Origin of the sequence: Streptomyces sp. NPDC015661 (assembly GCF_043077765.1) — a bacterium.
GTDB lineage: Bacteria > Actinomycetota > Actinomycetes > Streptomycetales > Streptomycetaceae > Streptomyces.
In genome coordinates this window covers 23,870-40,102 of record NZ_JBIBST010000010.1, presented here as the reverse complement: position 1 = coordinate 40,102, position 16,233 = coordinate 23,870, and the positions used below count along the sequence as shown (strand labels likewise).

Annotated in this window: 18 protein-coding genes; 11 read left to right on the top strand and 7 right to left on the bottom strand. The window is 71.8% G+C overall.

Annotated elements, in window-relative coordinates; translation table 11 throughout:
• The first annotated feature begins 80 nt into the window (after positions 1 to 80).
• Positions 81 to 683 carry a hypothetical protein gene (locus ACF07V_RS26310; RefSeq protein WP_392157707.1) on the top strand — a complete coding sequence of 201 codons (603 nt, stop codon included), beginning with the start codon at positions 81 to 83 and terminating at the stop codon, positions 681 to 683.
• Between the two features lie 98 nt (positions 684 to 781).
• Here ACF07V_RS26310 and ACF07V_RS26305 read toward each other — a convergent pair whose 3' ends face one another.
• A complete protein-coding gene (locus tag ACF07V_RS26305) occupies positions 782 to 2,779 on the bottom strand; it encodes an APC family permease (RefSeq protein ID WP_392157705.1) in 1,998 nt (665 codons plus the stop codon).
• Between the two features lie 82 nt (positions 2,780 to 2,861).
• On the opposite strand from ACF07V_RS26305, the gene ACF07V_RS26300 reads away from it, so the two are divergent.
• On the top strand, positions 2,862 to 3,272 hold the full coding sequence (locus ACF07V_RS26300) for a MerR family transcriptional regulator (protein ID WP_392158148.1): 411 nt from the start codon (positions 2,862 to 2,864) through the stop codon (positions 3,270 to 3,272).
• A gap of 165 nt (positions 3,273 to 3,437) precedes the next feature.
• Here ACF07V_RS26300 and ACF07V_RS26295 read toward each other — a convergent pair whose 3' ends face one another.
• A complete protein-coding gene (locus ACF07V_RS26295) occupies positions 3,438 to 4,274 on the bottom strand; it encodes an ABC transporter substrate-binding protein (RefSeq protein ID WP_392157703.1) in 837 nt (278 codons plus the stop codon).
• Between the two features lie 255 nt (positions 4,275 to 4,529).
• Here ACF07V_RS26295 and ACF07V_RS26290 point away from each other — a divergent pair, with 255 nt between their 5' ends.
• Both ACF07V_RS26290 and ACF07V_RS26285 read left to right on the top strand, forming a co-directional pair.
• Positions 4,530 to 4,778, top strand: coding sequence for a hypothetical protein (locus ACF07V_RS26290; protein ID WP_392157701.1), 249 nt, complete (start codon positions 4,530 to 4,532; stop codon positions 4,776 to 4,778).
• 64 nt (positions 4,779 to 4,842) lie between these two features.
• On the top strand, positions 4,843 to 5,358 hold the full coding sequence (locus ACF07V_RS26285; RefSeq protein ID WP_392157699.1) for a GNAT family N-acetyltransferase: 516 nt from the start codon (positions 4,843 to 4,845) through the stop codon (positions 5,356 to 5,358).
• Here ACF07V_RS26285 and ACF07V_RS26280 read toward each other — a convergent pair.
• Positions 5,355 to 5,801 (bottom strand): GNAT family N-acetyltransferase, encoded by a 447-nt coding sequence (locus tag ACF07V_RS26280; RefSeq protein ID WP_392157698.1) that lies wholly within the window; start codon positions 5,799 to 5,801, stop codon positions 5,355 to 5,357. The genes ACF07V_RS26285 and ACF07V_RS26280 overlap by 4 nt on opposite strands.
• Before the next feature lie 140 nt (positions 5,802 to 5,941).
• Between ACF07V_RS26280 and ACF07V_RS26275 the strand changes: the two genes are divergently transcribed.
• Both ACF07V_RS26275 and ACF07V_RS26270 read left to right on the top strand, forming a co-directional pair.
• Complete coding sequence (locus tag ACF07V_RS26275; protein WP_392157696.1) at positions 5,942 to 6,793, top strand: NAD(P)H-binding protein; 852 nt, start codon at positions 5,942 to 5,944, stop codon at positions 6,791 to 6,793.
• 152 nt (positions 6,794 to 6,945) lie between these two features.
• The gene (locus tag ACF07V_RS26270) at positions 6,946 to 7,686 is read left to right on the top strand and encodes a Mut7-C RNAse domain-containing protein (RefSeq protein ID WP_392157694.1); all 741 of its coding nucleotides are present in this window, start codon (positions 6,946 to 6,948) and stop codon (positions 7,684 to 7,686) included.
• Positions 7,687 to 7,700: 14 nt separating this feature from the next.
• On the opposite strand, the gene ACF07V_RS26265 is transcribed toward ACF07V_RS26270, so the two are convergent.
• Both ACF07V_RS26265 and ACF07V_RS26260 read right to left on the bottom strand, forming a co-directional pair.
• Positions 7,701 to 8,186 (bottom strand): MarR family winged helix-turn-helix transcriptional regulator, encoded by a 486-nt coding sequence (locus ACF07V_RS26265; protein ID WP_392157692.1) that lies wholly within the window; start codon positions 8,184 to 8,186, stop codon positions 7,701 to 7,703.
• 53 nt (positions 8,187 to 8,239) lie between these two features.
• Complete coding sequence (locus tag ACF07V_RS26260) at positions 8,240 to 8,800, bottom strand: TetR family transcriptional regulator (protein ID WP_392157691.1); 561 nt, start codon at positions 8,798 to 8,800, stop codon at positions 8,240 to 8,242.
• 104 nt (positions 8,801 to 8,904) lie between these two features.
• Between ACF07V_RS26260 and ACF07V_RS26255 the strand changes: the two genes are divergently transcribed.
• On the top strand, positions 8,905 to 10,350 hold the full coding sequence (locus ACF07V_RS26255) for an FAD-dependent oxidoreductase (protein ID WP_392158146.1): 1,446 nt from the start codon (positions 8,905 to 8,907) through the stop codon (positions 10,348 to 10,350).
• A gap of 13 nt (positions 10,351 to 10,363) precedes the next feature.
• On the opposite strand, the gene ACF07V_RS26250 is transcribed toward ACF07V_RS26255, so the two are convergent.
• The gene (locus ACF07V_RS26250; RefSeq protein WP_392157690.1) at positions 10,364 to 10,819 is read right to left on the bottom strand and encodes a hypothetical protein; all 456 of its coding nucleotides are present in this window, start codon (positions 10,817 to 10,819) and stop codon (positions 10,364 to 10,366) included.
• Positions 10,820 to 10,920: 101 nt separating this feature from the next.
• Here ACF07V_RS26250 and ACF07V_RS26245 point away from each other — a divergent pair, with 101 nt between their 5' ends.
• Both ACF07V_RS26245 and ACF07V_RS26240 read left to right on the top strand, forming a co-directional pair.
• Positions 10,921 to 11,256 (top strand): YnfA family protein, encoded by a 336-nt coding sequence (locus tag ACF07V_RS26245; protein ID WP_392157688.1) that lies wholly within the window; start codon positions 10,921 to 10,923, stop codon positions 11,254 to 11,256.
• Positions 11,257 to 11,321: 65 nt separating this feature from the next.
• On the top strand, positions 11,322 to 12,086 hold the full coding sequence (locus ACF07V_RS26240) for an SDR family NAD(P)-dependent oxidoreductase (RefSeq protein ID WP_392157686.1): 765 nt from the start codon (positions 11,322 to 11,324) through the stop codon (positions 12,084 to 12,086).
• Positions 12,087 to 13,146: 1,060 nt separating this feature from the next.
• Here the strand turns inward: ACF07V_RS26240 and ACF07V_RS26235 are convergent.
• Entirely contained in the window at positions 13,147 to 14,340 is a 1,194-nt protein-coding gene (locus tag ACF07V_RS26235; protein ID WP_392158145.1) for an RtcB family protein, read from the bottom strand.
• A 174-nt stretch (positions 14,341 to 14,514) separates the two neighbouring features.
• Here ACF07V_RS26235 and ACF07V_RS26230 point away from each other — a divergent pair, with 174 nt between their 5' ends.
• Together ACF07V_RS26230 and ACF07V_RS26225 are read left to right on the top strand one after the other, a co-directional pair.
• Positions 14,515 to 15,387: a DUF3558 domain-containing protein gene (locus ACF07V_RS26230; protein WP_392157685.1), complete on the top strand. Its 873-nt coding sequence runs from the start codon at positions 14,515 to 14,517 to the stop codon at positions 15,385 to 15,387.
• 79 nt (positions 15,388 to 15,466) lie between these two features.
• On the top strand, positions 15,467 to 16,210 hold the full coding sequence (locus ACF07V_RS26225) for a DUF3558 domain-containing protein (protein WP_392157683.1): 744 nt from the start codon (positions 15,467 to 15,469) through the stop codon (positions 16,208 to 16,210).
• The last annotated feature ends 23 nt before the right edge of the window (positions 16,211 to 16,233 follow it).

Genomic DNA, 16,233 nt, shown 5'->3' with positions numbered 1-16,233 from the left:
AACGCGGGGGAGGTCACTGACACGATGATCGGGTTGCGCGGCGGGGTCGTGTTGCCGAGAAAAAGCAGTCGGGTGGAGATATGCATCGCGGTGGCGGACCGGGCGAGGGGACGGACGACCTGGGTCCGGAGTCTGCCCGGCGGGGGAGGCACCGGCGCCGGCGTGCGGAGGAACCCACCGCCGCGGAGGGCCGGCCGAAGCCGGAGCCCGCTGCGGAACCGCCCCCTGCGACCGGGGGCCGGAGCTTGGGGGTGACGTACAAGTACTTCGGCGCGCCCAACAGCGCCACCGCGGCCCAGGTCCCGATCTCGATGCGCCCCGAGGAGCTCGGCGGGGACGAGCTCGGCATGGGCGGCATGTTCACCAAGATCAAGCCCGAGACGATAGCGGCCATGGTCCTGACCGGCATCCAGGGCATGCCCCTGCACAAGGTGCCGCCACTGGAGCTGGTGGTGCTCCACCCCGACTACGCGGTGGTGAAGCTGCCGATGACCGTGGTCGACCCGCTGCGCGGGATCGGCGAGGAGTCGGTCGGCGCGGCCGCCTTCATCTGGTCGACGGTCCCGGACCGCGGCGGCCCGCGCGACGCCTTCGACGTCTACCAGCTCCTCCACGAGTGGCAGGACTTCTCGGTCCGCCTCCACGAGGCGGGACACCAGCCGTACTGTCTGGTCTGGCCCTGAGCCTCTGCCTGTCTGGTCTGGCCCTGAGCCTCTGCCTGTCTGGTCCGGCCCTGAGCCTCTGCCTGTCTGGTCCGGCCCTGAGCCTCTGACCTGAGGTTCTACCGGCGCGTGGTCGCTCCCGCGCGCTCGGCGGCCAGCTCGCGGGCGGAGGCGAGCCGATAGGGGACGTCGATGATCACGACGTTCTTCATGAACAGCAGCCGGGTCTTGAGACGCAGCGCGCTCTGGTTGTGCAGCGGCTGCTCCCACCAGCGCCCCACGACGTATTCGGGGATGACCACGGAGATCGCCGATTCCCCCGTGCGCTCTGGCGCGTCCCGGATGTGCCGCATGACGGGCTGGACGATCGAGCGGTACGGGGAGCTGAGCACCCGCAGCGGTACGTCGATGCCGTGCGCCTCCCAGGTCGCCCGGAGCACCTCCGCCTCCGCCGGGTCCTCGGCGACGGTGACGGCGGTGAGCGAGTCGGGGCGCAGGGTCTTCGCGTACGACAGCGCCCGCAGGCTCGGCGCGTTGACGGAGGCCACGAGGACGAGGACGTGGTTCGCGGCCAGGGTGTGGGGACGGTCACCGGGGGCCACGGCGACCTCGGCGGCGACGGTGTCGTAGTGCCGCCGCACCCCCTTCATCCCGGCGTAGAGCACGGGCATCGCGATGACGACCAGCCAGGCGCCGTGGGTGAACTTGGTGATGAGGACGATGACGAGGACGACCGCCGTGAGGCAGGCGCCGAAGGCGTTGATCGCGAGCCGGCGCCGGATGGTGTGACGGCCGGCGGCCCCGGCGGGTGCGGCTCCGGCGGGCTTGGCCCCGGCGAGTGTGGCTCCGGCGGGTGTGGCGAGTTCTCGCCGCCAGTGCTTGACCATGCCGGCCTGGGAAAGGGTGAAGGAGACGAAGACGCCGATGATGTACAGCTGGATGAGGCGGGTCAGCTGCGCGTCGAAGGCCACGATCAGGGCGATCGCGGCGAGCGCGAGGAGGACGATGCCGTTGGAGTAGACGAGCCGGTCGCCGCGGTGGACGAGCTGCCCGGGTGCGTAGCGGTCCCGGCCGAGGACCGAGGCGAGCATCGGGAAGCCGTTGAAGGCGGTGTTGGCCGCCAGGACCAGGACGCCCGCGGTGACGGCCTGGAGCGCGTAGAAGAGGACGTGCCAGTCGCCGAAGGTGGCCCGGCCGATCTGCGCGAGCGCGGTGGACATCGGGGTGCCGGGAGGCAGTCCGAGCTCCGTGGGGTCCTCCGCGACGTGGACCTCGTAGACCATGGCGAGCACGGTGATCCCGAAGAACATGGTCGCGGAGAGCGCACCCATGATCGCGAGCGTCATGGCCGCGTTGCGGCTCTTGGGCTTCGCGAACGCGGGGACGCCGTTGCTGACGGCCTCGACGCCGGTCAGCGCGGTGCAGCCGGAGGCGAAGGCCCGCAGGGCGAGCAGCACGAGCGCGATCCCCGAGTAGGTGGAGACCTTGTCCACGGGCAGGTCCGCGGACTCGGCGCGGATCGTCGCGCCGGTCGCCATGCGCACGGCAGCCACGGCGAACATCAGGTAGATGACGGCGATGAAGGCGTAGGTGGGGACGGCGAACCAGCGCCCCGACTCGCGGACCCCGCGCAGGTTCAACCAGGCGAGCAGGGCGACGAAGAACACCGACAGGGCCACGGCGTGCCCGTCGAGCGAGGGGATGGCGGAGGTGATGGCGGCGACGCCGGAGACGACGGAGACGGCCACGGTCATCACGTAGTCGATGAGCAGCGCGGAGGCGGCGGTGAGCGCCGCCCGCTGCCCGAGGTTCTCGGCGGAGACGACATAGGCGCCGCCGCCGCCCGGGTAGGCGTAGCAGGTCTGCCGGTAGGAGGCGACGACGACCAGGAGCAGGACGACGATGCCGACCGCCGCGTACCAGGCCAGATGGAGCACGGCGAGGCCGCCGAGAGCCAGGACGAGAAGGATCTCCTCGGTGGCGTAGGCGACCGAGGAGAGCGGGTCGCTGCAGAAGATCGGAAGGGCGACCCGCTTGGGCAGCAGGGTCTCGCCCAGTCGTCCGCTGTCCAACGGACGACCTACCAGCAGGCGTTTCGCCGCACTTCCAGCTCTCATAAGTGCTGAAGTTAGGACGAATGGTATGTAATGCGCGGAAGCCGCGCCCTGCGGAAGGACCTGACGCGTGAGCGGAGTACGCATGACCGGCCGGCCGATGCAGATCGGCGAGGTCGCCGCACGGACCGAACTGCCGCTGCGGACCATCCGGCAGTACGAGGACAGCGGTCTGGTCGTTCCGTCCGCGGCCTCGCCGGGTGGCTTCCCCCTCTACACGGACGCGGACGTGTCCCGGCTGATGGTGGTCCGCCGGATGAAGCCGCTCGGTTTCACCCTCGACGAGACCCGCGAACTCCTCACCGCCGTGGACCGGCTGTCCGCCGACCGCCCGGGCACGGCCACCGAACTCGAACCGGGCGAGCGGGCGGCCCTGGTGGCCCGCGTCGGCCGCTACGAGGCGGCCGCGGCGGAGCGGGTCGCCGAACTGCGCGCCCAACTGGCCCGCGCCGAGGAGTTCGCCGACTCCCTCCGCACACGGCTCGGCGCCGCTTAGGACGGGGTCGCTCGGGGCGGGGTCGCTTGACCCGCGTCGCTCGGGGCGGGTTCGCTCGGGCCGACGGCTCTTGGACCCGCGTCGCTCGGGCCGGCCGCGCTCGGGCCGGCCGCGCTCGGGCCGGCCGCGCTCGGGTAGGCGCCGCTTGGGCCGGCGGCGCGCGGTTCAGGCCAGGGCCTCCGCGAGGACGCGGAAGAAGCGGGCGTACGCGGCGGGGCTGGGCGGGGTCTCGGGGCTCCAGGGCGTCAGCCTGGTCCCCGCGGGGAGCTCGTACGGCGGAGTCGCGTGCTCCCGCTCGTCGAAGAGGACCAGACCCGGGCGAAGCTCGACGCCCCGGGCCCAGTCTCCGGTGAGCCAGTTGGCGCCGGGTCCGGGGCCCGGGTCGAGCAGCCGGACGCCGAGACCGGCGAGGTGTGCGAGCTCGGGCCAGGCCTGCGGACGGGCCAGATGCACCTGCTCGGGCCCGGCCCCGGAGAGCGCGAGCACGGCGAGCGCGGACCCGGCGGCGACGCCCCGGAGTGCGGCCTCGGCGGCGGCGAGTTCGCGGGCGGCCTCCCCGTCCGCCGCCGGGTCCGCCCCGAGCGTTTCGGCCAGCGCGGCGAAACGGCCGAGGATGGCCGGCAGGGCGAACTCGCTGCCGACGGACAGCGCGACGAGCGGAACCCCGAGCCGCTCGGCCAGGGCCTCGTCGAGCGCGTACGGGCTCTTGCCGTCGTAGGTCACGTCGACGATCACGTCCGGCCGCAGCTCCCGCAGCAGCCCCTCGTCCAGTGCGCGCCCCGGCCCGACGTACGGCACACCGGCCGCCGCGAGCCCGCCCGACTTGGCCGGATCGAGCCCCTCGCCGTCGTGCCCGGAGCCGTACACCGCGACCGGCACGACCCCCAGGTCGAGCAGTGCCGCACCCGCCCGCGCATACGCGACCACCCGCAGCGGCACGTGGGCCGCCCCCAGCTCCGTACCCCTGTCGTCCGTGAATCCCCATGCCTGCGCTCCGGACATGCGGCTGCTCCCTCCCCGGCCGGAATCTCCCTCGCCCGTCACCTTGGAGCCGTTCCCGGGTCCGCACAAGAGGGCCTCCGAGGCGGTGCGGTCCGGGACTTTGGTCCCGGGGCCCCCTGCCGAAAGACCCCCAGGGTGGTGTTAACTGAACGGGTCGGGAGGAAGCAGTAGGAATCGCCGGCGCCGTCGTGCACGCGCGCGCCACCTGCCGGGGCGCGCCGGACACGGGCGGCCCCCAGGCCCCTGGAGTGAGCCATGTCCTTGCCCGGCCAGTTCTCGGACCCCCGCGTGATCACGCTCTTCGGCCTGCTCGCCGTCTCGACGGTGGTGTGGCTGACGCTGAGCCTGCGCGCCCGGGCCGCCGCTCGCCGCGAGCCGGCGGGCACCCCGCTGGAGCGCGTGTGGCACCCGCAGGAGTCGGTGGAGCTGACGCCCGCCGAGGAGCACGCCTTCGGCCAGGTCGTCTCCCGACTCACCCTGGGCCAGCCGGGCCGCCTGCGCTGACGGGCTTCGGCCCCGGCCGGCCGGTGTCCCGGGCGGTGTCAGTGCCCTGCCCTACCCTGCGGACATGACCGACGACACATCGCGCGTACGCCTCGAAGCCTGGTCCGAGGAGGACGCGGGCCTGCTGCGCGCCCTGAACGCACCGGAGCTGATGGACCACCTCGGCGGCCCGGAGACGGAGGAACAGCTCGTCCGGCGGCACCGGCGGTACGTGGACATGAGCGCCGACGACACGGGCGCGGGACGCATGTTCCGGATCGTGCTGCTGCCCGAGGAGGCCGTGGTGGGCAGCATCGGTTTCTGGGCGCGGACCTGGGAGGGCGAGCCGGTGTACGAGACGGGGTGGGCGGTGCTGCCGGGCTTCCAGGGCCGGGGGGTGGCCACGTCCGCGACGCGCGCGGTGATCGCCGAGGCCCGGGCGGCGGGGCTGCACCGCCGGCTGCACGCGTTCCCGTCGGCGGACAACGCCCCGTCGAACGCGGTGTGCCGCAAGGCCGGGTTCGAGCTGCTCGGCGAGCGGGGCTTCGAGTACCCGCCGGGGCGCCCGATGAGCTGCAACGACTGGCGCTTCGACCTCTAGCCGGCGTCCGGGGCGGTGAGCGGCCGGGTGAAGTGGAAGGCCACGATGTCGAAGCGCTCGCGCAGGTAGAAGCGGTGGGCGCCGGTGCGGTGGGTGCCGGAGTCCAGGTTGAGCTCATGGCAGCCGGCGGCGCGCGCGTGGCCCTCCAGATGGGCGATGAGCGCGTGCCCGACGCCGGTGGAGCGGTCGGCGGCGGCGGTCACCAGGTCGTCGACGTAGAGCTTGCGCAGCGAGCTGGTGTTGTTGATGATCCGCCACCCGGCCGCGCCGACACAGCGGCCTTCGTCCGTGTAGGCGGCGCTGAACCGCAGCCCCTCGGGGTGCCCGGCCTCGTAGACCTCGCGGAAGAGCTCCGGGGTGAGGTGGGGGCGGAGCTCGGAGAGGACGGGCAGGAGATCGCTCTCCAGCCGGGGGTCGCCGGGCGCAAGGTCGATGATCTTCATGCGGGGACCGTACCCCAGGTTTTTTCAGGGTTGACGAGCACGGCGGACTCGCGGATATTTATCTGCACAGCGCAGATGATGCGCAGCGCAGTAACCCGTGGTCAGTCATCGGCCATCAGTCATCCATGGAAGGAACCCCCATGACCGTTCTCGTCACCGGCAGCCGCGGCCGCGTCGCTTCGACCCTGCTCGGGCTGCTGGACGCCGCGGGCGTCCGGGCCAGGGCAGGCTCCAAGAACCCCACGGACCTGTCCCCACCACCGCGCGTGGACACCGTGCACTGCGACCTATCCGACCCGGAGACCTTCGACGCCGCCCTGAAGGGCGTCGACTCGGTCTTCCTGTACGCCGAAGCCGCGCACGTCGGCGCGTTCGCCGACCGGGCCCGCGCGGCCGGCGTCGAGCACATCGCCCTGCTCTCCTCCAGCTCCGTCCTCGACCCGGACGCCGCCGAGAACCCGATCGCGGCTTCCCACCTCGCGGCCGAGCGCGCCCTGTCGGCCGCCGCGGAATCCGGCGCCTTCGAGGCCACGCACCTCCGGCCCGGCGCCTTCGCCACCAACGCCCTGCAGTGGGCGGGGGCGCTCAGGGACGGGCGGGGACCGGCCCTGCCGTACCCGCACGCCTACGGCGACCCCATCCACGAGCGCGATGTCGCCGAGGCCGCCTTCGCGGTCCTCACCGAACCCCGGCTGCGCGGCTCCTCGTACGTGCTGACGGGCCCGGAGTCGCTGGACTTCACGGAGCAGCTGGCGATCCTGGCCGAGGTGACGGGCCGCCCCGCGCCGTACACGACGGTCACGCCTGAGGAGTGGAAGAAGTCGGTCTCCCCCTTCGTCCCGGAGCCGTTCGCCGACGCCCTGCTGTCCTACTGGTCCTCCCACGACGGCCGCCCGACCCCGCTGACAAGAACGGTCGAGACCCTGTGCGGCCACCCCGCCCGGACCTTCACCACCTGGGCGCAGGACCACGCGCGGGCCTTCCACCCCTGACCGTCGCGGCCACTCGTTCCCCCGGGGCGGCGCGGCGTGCCCGGCCGTGCCCGGGGTGCCGGCCCGGGGTGGTTGGTCCCGGCCGTGCCCGGGTGCCGGCCCGGGGCCGAATTCCCTGGCCCCCCACCGACGCCCGATGCCATCCTGTCCCCGTGAACGGACCGGAGATCCAGATCAGCTTCGCCCCCGGCCTGCGCCTTTTCGTCTCGGCGGAGCGTCGCGCGGGCCACACCCCCCTGACCACCGACGGCACCTCCTCACTCGGCCATGTCGTGGAGTCGCTGGGCGTGCCGCTCACGGAGGCCGGGCGACTCCTGGTCGACGGGCGGCCCGTGGACGCCTCGCACATCCCCGCCGCGGGCGAGACCGTGGACGTGGAGGACGTCGTTCGCCCGCAGCCCGTACCGGCCGGCGCACCGCTCCGGTTCCTGCTCGACGTGCACCTCGGCACGCTGGCCCGGCGGCTGCGACTGCTCGGCGTGGACGCGGCGTACGAGAGCGAGGACATCGGCGACCCGGCCCTCGCCGCGCTCTCCGCGCGCGAGCGGCGCGTGATGCTGTCGAGGGACCGCGGCCTGCTGCGGCGCCGGGAGCTGTGGGCGGGAGCCTATGTCTACAGCGACCGCCCGGAGGACCAGCTCCGGGACGTACTGGAGCGGTTCGCGCCGCCGCTCGCGCCGTGGACCCGCTGCACGGCGTGCAACGGGGAGCTGAGCGACGCCGACAAGGACACGGTGCGCGAGCAGCTGGAGCAGGGCACGGAGAAGACGTACGACGTGTTCGCGCAGTGCGTGGAGTGCGGCAGGGTCTACTGGCGCGGCGCCCACCACGCGCGCCTGGAGGCGATCGTCTCGGACGCGGTGCGGGAGTTCGGCGAGCCGGCGGCCCGCTAGGGCCCGCACGCGGGTCAGTCCAGGTCGCCGCCGCGGAGCCGCTCGATCTGGGCGGCGCTGACCTCGACGGTGCGCCGCATGTGGGCGATGAGCAGGGCGAGCTCGGCGTCGCTGTACACGTCGAACATCGTGCCCCAGGTGCTGTTGAGCTTCCGCCAGAGGTCGCCGAGCTCCGCCACCCGCTCGGGGACGAGCGCCACGAGGACCCGGCGGCGGTCCTCGGTGGAGCGCTCGCGGGTCACGTAACCGGAGCGTTCGAGCCGGTCGACGAGCCGGGTCGCGGAGCCGGTGGTGAGTCCGGTCAGCTCGGCGACCCGCCCGGTGGTCACCGGCCCCTCCTCCAGGCTGAGGAGGTTCAGGCACTGCACATCGGTCGGGTGGAGCCCCAGGTGGTCGGCGACGGCCTGGTTGAACAGGGCGTAGGCGGCCATGTAGCGGCGCGCCTCCCCGTACAGCTCGGTCATGAGTGCGTCGCGCCGCACGGAACTCTTCTGCGTCATGCAGAGATTGTACGGTTCAGACACCGCGCGGTCACGCCCCGGTCCGGGACGGTTCAGGGCGCCTCGGCGGTCAGATAGCGGTGCACGGTGGGCCCCAGCCAGGCGACGACGTCCTCGGTGGACATCTCGACGGCCGGGGGCAGGCGCAGTACATAGCGGGCGAACGCCATGCCGAGGATCTGGGAGGCGACGAGCGCCGCCCGGCGGGGGGCGTCCGCCGGATCGGGGCAGACGCTCCGGGCGACCGGGCCGACCTGCTGCGCGAAGATCTCCTGCATGCGCGCGGCCCCGGCCTCGTTGGTGACGCCCACCCGCAGCATCGCGGTGAGCACCTCGTCGCGCTCCCAGCGCTCCAGGAAGTGCGCGACCAGGACGGCCCCGATGTGGCGCGCGGGCAGCGCCCCCACCTCGGGCAGGCCGATCTCGACCTCGGAGGCGGCGGCGAAGAGCCCCTCCTTGTTGCCGTAGTAGCGCATCACCATCGACGGGTCGATCCCGGCGTCGCGGGCGATGGCCCGGATGGTGGCGCGCTCGTACCCGTCGGAGGCGAAGCGCTCGCGGGCGGCCTCCAGGATGGCGGCCCGGGTGGCGTCGGAGCGGCGGACGGTCGTCATATCAACAACTGTAGGCCAACGGGCGTTGACACACCATCCGGACCGCCCTACCGTTACCAACAAGCGTTGACCAACAAGCGTTGACCAACACCTGTGGGCAAACGATCGCGGGCACCCAGGAGGCAGCCATGAGCACCAGCACCACGGACACCGACGTACTCGTCATCGGCGCGGGCCCCACCGGCCTCCTGCTCGCCGGCGACCTCGCCACCGCAGGCATCGACGTCACCCTCGTCGAGCGCCGCCCCCACGGCCTCGGCAACATGACCCGGGCCTTCGGCGTCCACGCCCGCACCCTGGAGCAGCTCGACGCCCGCGGCCTCGCGGACGAGCTCCTCACCACCGGCACCACGCTCACCACGGCCCGGCTCTTCGGCCGCCTCGGCCTGGACCTGACCCGCCTGTCCAGCCGCTACAACCACCTCCTCGTCACCCCGCAGTACGAGGTCGAGCGCCTCCTGGAGCGCCGGGCCGTCGCGGCGGGCGTCACCTTCCGGTACGGCACCGAACTGCGCGGACTGCGCCAGGACGCCACCGGCGTCACCGCGGAGCTCGCCGACCCCGACGGCACCCCGCTCACCCTCCGCGCCCACTACCTGGTCGGCACGGACGGCCACCGCAGCTCCGTCCGCACCGCCCTCGACCTGCCCTTCCCCGGCCACTCCGTGATCCGCTCCATCGTCCTCGCCGACGTCCGCCTCACCGAACGGCCCGACAACGCGTTCAGCGTCCGCGGCTCCGGAGACAGCTTCGCCTTCCTCGCCCCCTTCGGCGACGGCTGGTACCGGGTCATGGGCTGGACCCGCACCCGCCAGGTCGCCGACAGCGAGCCCGTCGACCTCGACGAGATCCGCGAGATCGCCCGCAAAGCCCTCGGCACCGACTACGGCATGCACGACCCCCGCTGGATCTCCCGCTTCCACAGCGACGAGCGCCAGGCCCCCGCCTACCGCGTCGGCCGCGCCTTCCTCGCCGGAGACGCCGCCCACGTCCACTCCCCCGCCGGCGGCCAGGGCATGAACACCGGCCTCCAGGACGCCGCCAACCTCTCCTGGAAGCTCACCGCCGCGCTCCGCGGCGAGGCGCCCGACCCCGAGGCCCTCCTCGACAGCTACCAGTCCGAGCGGCACCCCGTGGGCGCCATGGTGCTCCGCAGCAGCGGCGCGATCGTCCGCCTCGCGATGGCCCACACCCCGCTCACCCGCGCCGCCCGCTCCCTCGCCGCCCGCTTCCTGAACGCGGTCCCGCCCGCCTCGGCCCGCGCCATGGGCATGCTCAGCGGCATCGGCATCTCCTACGCCCCCGCGCCGGGCGCCGGCCGCCCCTCGGGCCGCCGCGCCCCCGACGTCCAGCTGCGCGAAGGACGGCTCTACGAACTGCTCCGCCAGGGCGAGTTCGTCCTGATCGCCCCGGAGGGGGCCACCCCGACACTGCCGGCGACGGCCCCCGTCACCGCGAAGCACCTGGTACGAGGCACCTGGACGGACCCGGCGAAGACCGCGGTGGCGCTGATCCGCCCCGACGGCTACGTCCAGTGGGCCGGCCACTGACGAAGGCCCGGCCTCAGAAGACGTAAGGATCCCCGGTGGCCAGCACCAGGACACGATGCCGGTCGTTCCGCGCATTGCGGTCGGCGACCCCGTCGCGCCAGGCCGTGCTGATCTCGACCGTCATCTCGTCCGGCAGGGCCGCGGTCCGCAGGTCGAGCGCCAGCTCACCGACACCCCCCGCGGCCCGGAGCGCGCCCGTCCGGCAGGACACCACCCGGTCGCTGCTCCACAGACAGGCCGGCGGCAGCTCCTGGCCGCCCGCCATCGGCGCGGAGAAGGCGATCCGGACCGTCGCCTGGGAGACGTCGGAGGGCCCGTGGTTCTCGCTGACCAGCCAGACACCGACCCGCCCGTCCCAGAGGGAGATCTGACCGTGATGGGACAGATCCGCCTCGCCCCCGGCCACCGCCCCCGCAGCACCGGCACCCGCGACCACCAACGTCACGGCCGCGAGAACGGCCCCGAGCACACCTTTACGCAATCCACACATAAGCTCAAAATACCGACAGTCAAGAGCATATCCTGACAATTCATCAGCCCGCGTGTTCCACGGCATGTCACCCTGCCCCCATGTCGATCGCCCGCTCCATCGCCCTGTTCGTCCTCGCCGCCCTCTTCGAGATCGGCGGCGCCTGGCTCGTCTGGCAAGGCGTCCGGGAGAACCGCGGCTGGATCTGGATCGGCACGGGAGTCGTCGCCCTCGGCGTCTACGGCTTCGTCGCCACCCTCCAGCCCGACGCCGAGTTCGGCCGCGTCCTCGCCGCCTACGGCGGAGTGTTCGTCGCCGGCTCCCTCGCCTGGGGCATGGCCGCCGACGGCTACCGCCCCGACCGCTGGGACGTCATCGGCGCCCTGATCTGCCTCGCCGGGATGGCCGTGATCATGTACGCCCCGCGAGGCCGCTGACCACGGCCCGCCTATCCTGACCGGGCGATCCACCCGCAATCGACCACACGCGCGAGGAGCACGTCATGACTGCCGCCGGCACCCCCATCGCCGTCATCACCGGAGCGAGCAGCGGAATCGGCGCCGCCACCGCCCGGCAGCTGGCAGCCGCCGGCTACCGAGTGGTCCTCACCGCCCGCCGCAAGGACCGCATCGAGGCCCTCGCCGCCGAGATCAACGAAGCAGGCCACCAGGCCACCGCCTACGCCCTCGACGTCACCGACCGCGCCGCCGTCGACGACTTCGCCACCGCCTTCCGCACCCTCGCCGTCCTCGTCAACAACGCCGGCGGCGCCCTCGGCGCCGACCCCGTCGCCACCGGCGACCCCGAGGACTGGCGCCGGATGTACGAGGTCAACGTCCTCGGCACCCTCCACATGACCCAGGCCCTGCTGCCCGCCCTCACGGCGAGCGGCGACGGCACGGTGGTCGTCCTCTCCTCCACCGCCGGCCACTCCACCTACGAGGGCGGCGCCGGCTACGTCGCCGCCAAGAACGGCGCCCGCGTCCTCGCCGAAACCCTCCGCCTGGAGATCGTCGGCACCCCGGTCCGCGTCATCGAGATCGCCCCCGGCATGGTCAAGACCGACGAGTTCGCCACGACCCGCTTCGGCGGCGACACGGAGAAGGCGGCCAAGGTCTACGCCGGCGTCGCCGAGCCCCTCACCGCGGACGACGTGGCCGACACCATCACCTGGGCCTGCACCCGCCCCCCGCACGTCAACATCGACCTCCTGGTCGTCCGCCCCCGCGCCCAGGCCTCCAACACCAAGGTCCACCGCGAACTCTGACACGTCAGGGTGAATCCCCTCGATCACCCACACGCCACCCGAAGAGGCGCCCTAACGTCGAAAACAACTCCATACAGAACGGCCCTCGGCAGGGATCGCAGTCCCAGCCGAGGGCCTCACCAGCAGGAAGGCAACACTTCCCATGGCTGGACAGGACCCTAGCGCGCCCGCGCTGTTCGACATCAGTGCACTGGCACCCGCCGCGCCGTCCTTCATGGACCTGGAGAACCCCGACTACGCCTACATGTTCGGCTTCCTGCAAGCCGACGGGCACCTCAGCGAACAGACACGTAACCGCGGACGACTGACCGTCGAGCTGAACGCGCGGGACATCCACATCCTCCACGAGTTCCAGCGCCTGACCCCGTACAACAGCACCATCACCGAGCGCACCCGGTCGACCGACTTCTCGGAGAGCCACCACTCGGCCACCTGGGCCCTGTGCACGCTGGAAGCACGGACCATTGTCAACCAGCTCGGGCTTCCCTACGGCAAGAAGTCCAAGAAGATCACGCCGCCCCACGTGCCCTTCTCCCGCCGCGACTACCTCCGCGGCGTGATCGACGCGGACGGCTCGGTCGGCTTCACCGGCCAAGGCCTCCCCTTCGTTTCCCTCACCACCGCCAGCACCGCTATGGGCGCCTACCTGTGCCACTACGCGAAAAGGGTCACCGGCGCCGGACGCCAGATCAGGGGGAACTCTCGCGACGGGATCTACAACGTCCTGTACACCAAGGAAGCGGCCGTTCAGCTGGCCGCGCACCTCTACCACCCCGGCTGCCTCGCCCTGCAGCGCAAGAAAAGCGCCGCCGCTTCCCTCACCGAGTGGGTTCGTCCGGCCGAGATGAAGATTCGGCCTCCGCGGAAACCCCGGACCGCCAAGGAAGACCGCATCCTGCCCGAGGCGCCCACCCTGGCTCAGGCGGCCGCGGAACTCGGCCGGTCCCAGAGCAGCTGCCAGGTGCGACGTTGGCGCCTGGTCAACGGCGTCCAGCCGAATCCACGCGGCCACCAGGCACGCCGAATGGCCCTCACGTCATGCCGAGGCCATTCCCGGGCGTCAGCCCTTCACGTTCACGACCTGCTTGAGCTTGGCGACCACCTCGACCAGGTCCCGCTGCTGCTCCATGACCTGCTCGATCGGCTTGTAGGCGCCAGGGATCTCGTCCAGCACGCCGGCGTCCTTCCGGCACTCCACGCCCCGCGTCTGCTCCTCCAAGTCCCGAACCGTGAATCGCCGCTTCGCCGCGCTCCGGCTCATCCGCCGACCTGCGCCGTGCGAGGCCGAATTGAACGCAGCCTCGCTGCCGAGCCCCTTCACGATGTACGAGCTGGTGCCCATCGAGCCCGGGATGATCCCGAACTCCCCGGATCCAGCGCGGATGGCGCCCTTGCGGGTGACCAGGAGGTCCATACCCTCGTACCGCTCCTCCGCCACGTAGTTGTGGTGGCAGGAGATCACCGGCTCGAAGGTCACCTTCGCTTTCCGGAACTCCCGGCGGATCACCTCTTGAAAGAGCGCCATCATGATCGCCCGGTTGAACTTCGCGTACTCCTGCGCCCAGAAGAGGTCGTTCCGGTAGGCCGCCATCTGCGGAGTGTCCGCAACGAACACAGCGAGGTCCCGGTCAACCAGACCCTGGTTATGGGGCAGCTTCTGTGCCTCGCCGATGTGGTGCTCGGCGAGCTCCTTGCCGATGTTCCGGGACCCGGAGTGCAGCATCAGCCAGACCGAGCCTTGGCCATCGATGCAAACTTCGCAGTAGTGGTTCCCGGACCCGAGCGTTCCCATCTGCTTCTCGGCCCGCTCCCGGCGGAACTTCACCGGATCAGCGACCGTGTCGAACCTCGACCACAGGTCTCCGAACCCCGCCGTCGGAAACTGGTAGAGCCGCCCCGGGTCCACCATCTCCCTATGCATCCCCCGGCCCACCGGAATCGCCTGCTCGATCTTCGACCGGAGGCGGGACAGATCACCCGGCAGGTCGTTCGCCGTCAGGGACGTCTTGACCGCCGACATCCCGCAGCCGATGTCCACACCGACCGCCGCCGGACAGACCGCACCCCGCATCGCGATCACCGAACCGACGGTCGCGCCCTTGCCGTAGTGCACGTCCGGCATCACGGCCAGGCCCTTGATCCACGGCAGCGTCGCCACGTTCTGCAGCTGCTGCATGGCGCCGCCCTCGACCGAGGCGGGGTCGGCCCACATCCTGATCGGTACTTTCGCGCCCGGCACCTCTACGTACGACATACTTCCCCACTTCCCCCGAAAAGTCTGATAACGCAAAAACCGGAGCCAAAGCCCGTACAGGTGACAGCGGACCGGCATCAACAGCTGCGTGTGCGATAGACATTGTGTCCACCGGCCGGGTTCGCGCGGCAAACAGTTTTCGGGAAAGACTTCGGGTGAAGGGAGCCTGGGACCGTGCAGCGAAAGAGGTACGCACCCGGTCGCACCGGGTCCGCGGCTCGCACCGCCGTCGTCCTCGCACTCGGCCTGGGACTGGGGGCCGGTCTCACCGCGTGCTCCTCCGGCACCCCCGCGGAGGACGTCGCCGTCGACGCCAAGGCCGGCCAGGCCGCCGCCCCCGTCGCACCCCCCGGCCGCTACCGCACCCTCTTCGAGCCCTGCGGCGCCGTCCCGCAGGCCACCCTCAAGGACCTGCTCCCGGGCGCCGCCGCACTGCCCGACCCCGAGCGCGAGCAGGCGTACCGGGGCTCCGCGGCGGTCACGTACGACACCGACCGGCGCGTCGGCTGCACCTGGAAGGCCGACACCCCGGACGCCTCGCACCGGCTCTCCCTGGACATCGAGCGGGTGGTGTCGTACGACGCGGCCGTCAGCGACGACGACCGGGCGCAGGAGGTGTACGTCCGCAAGCAGCTGGCGGCGGGCATCCCGGTGCCGGCCACGGCCCCGCCGACGGCCCCGCCGACGGCCCCGCCGACGGCCTCGCCCACCCCGACGGGCTCCCCCTCCACCACGGGCAAGCCCACCGCGGCCGGCACCGCGTCGGGCAAGCCGCCCACGGGCTCCCCCGACCCCGCCACCACCGGTCTCGAGCCCCGCGTCCTCGACGGCCTGGGGGACGTCGCGTACGTGGACGACGTCCTCAGCACGGTCGGCGCGAGCAGCCATCAGCGTGCCGTCAGCGTGGTGTTCCGCACATCGAATGTGATCGTGACGGTCTCCTACCGGGAGCAGACCACGGGTTCCGCCGACGCCCCGGACAGCGCGGAACTGCAGGAAAAGGCCCGGAATCTGGCCCGGCAGCTCGCGGAGCGGCTTGAGGAGTAGCCGTTCGCATCCGCTCCGTGACCGGAGGGCGACCACGTAACGTGTCGGCCGGACCGTACGACAAGCGACTGAAGGAACCATGCAGCGATCAGCTCAGCGAACGCGACTCTCCCGCATACTCGCCTGCGCCGCCGTCCCGGTGATGCTCGTCGCCGCGGGGTGCTCCTCGGACTCCGGTGACTCCGGAAAGACGGAGGGCGGGGGCCAGGACAAGACGTCGGCGTCCGCGTCCGCGACGCCCTCGCCGTCGCAGACGACGAAGGCGGTCGAGCCGGCGAAGTTCGCGAAGCTGCCGGAGGTCTGCAAGGCGATCTCCGCGAAGACGACCGCGTCGCTCGTGCCGAAGGCGAAGACGAAGAACGGCACGCCGGCCCAGTCCAGTGACCTGACCAGCCGTGGCGGCTGCTCGTGGAACGGTCTGGACGACAAGGGCGTGAAGGGTTCGCAGTACCGCTGGCTGGACGTGTCGTTCTACCGGTACGACTCCGACGCGGCGCTCGGCAGTGGCCAGGAGCGTGCGCAGGAGAACCTCGCCAAGGAGCTCGCGAAGGTCCAGGGGACCGAGGGTGCGAAGAAGCTCCGCACGTTCACGGCCTCGGGCATCGGCGACGAGGCGAAGACGGTCACGTACCAGCTGCGGAAGACGGACGAGGACTTCGTGTACGCGTCGATCGTGGCGCGTACGGGCAACGTGCTGGTTCTGCTGTCGTACAACGGTGCCGGTTACGCGGGCGCGGACGCTCCCTCGGAGCGGACCATCGTGGACGGCGCGGCCAAGGCGGCCAAGGAGGCGGTCGCGGCGGTCGCGGCAGCCAACAAGTAGTCACAAAACAGCACAGACAGATC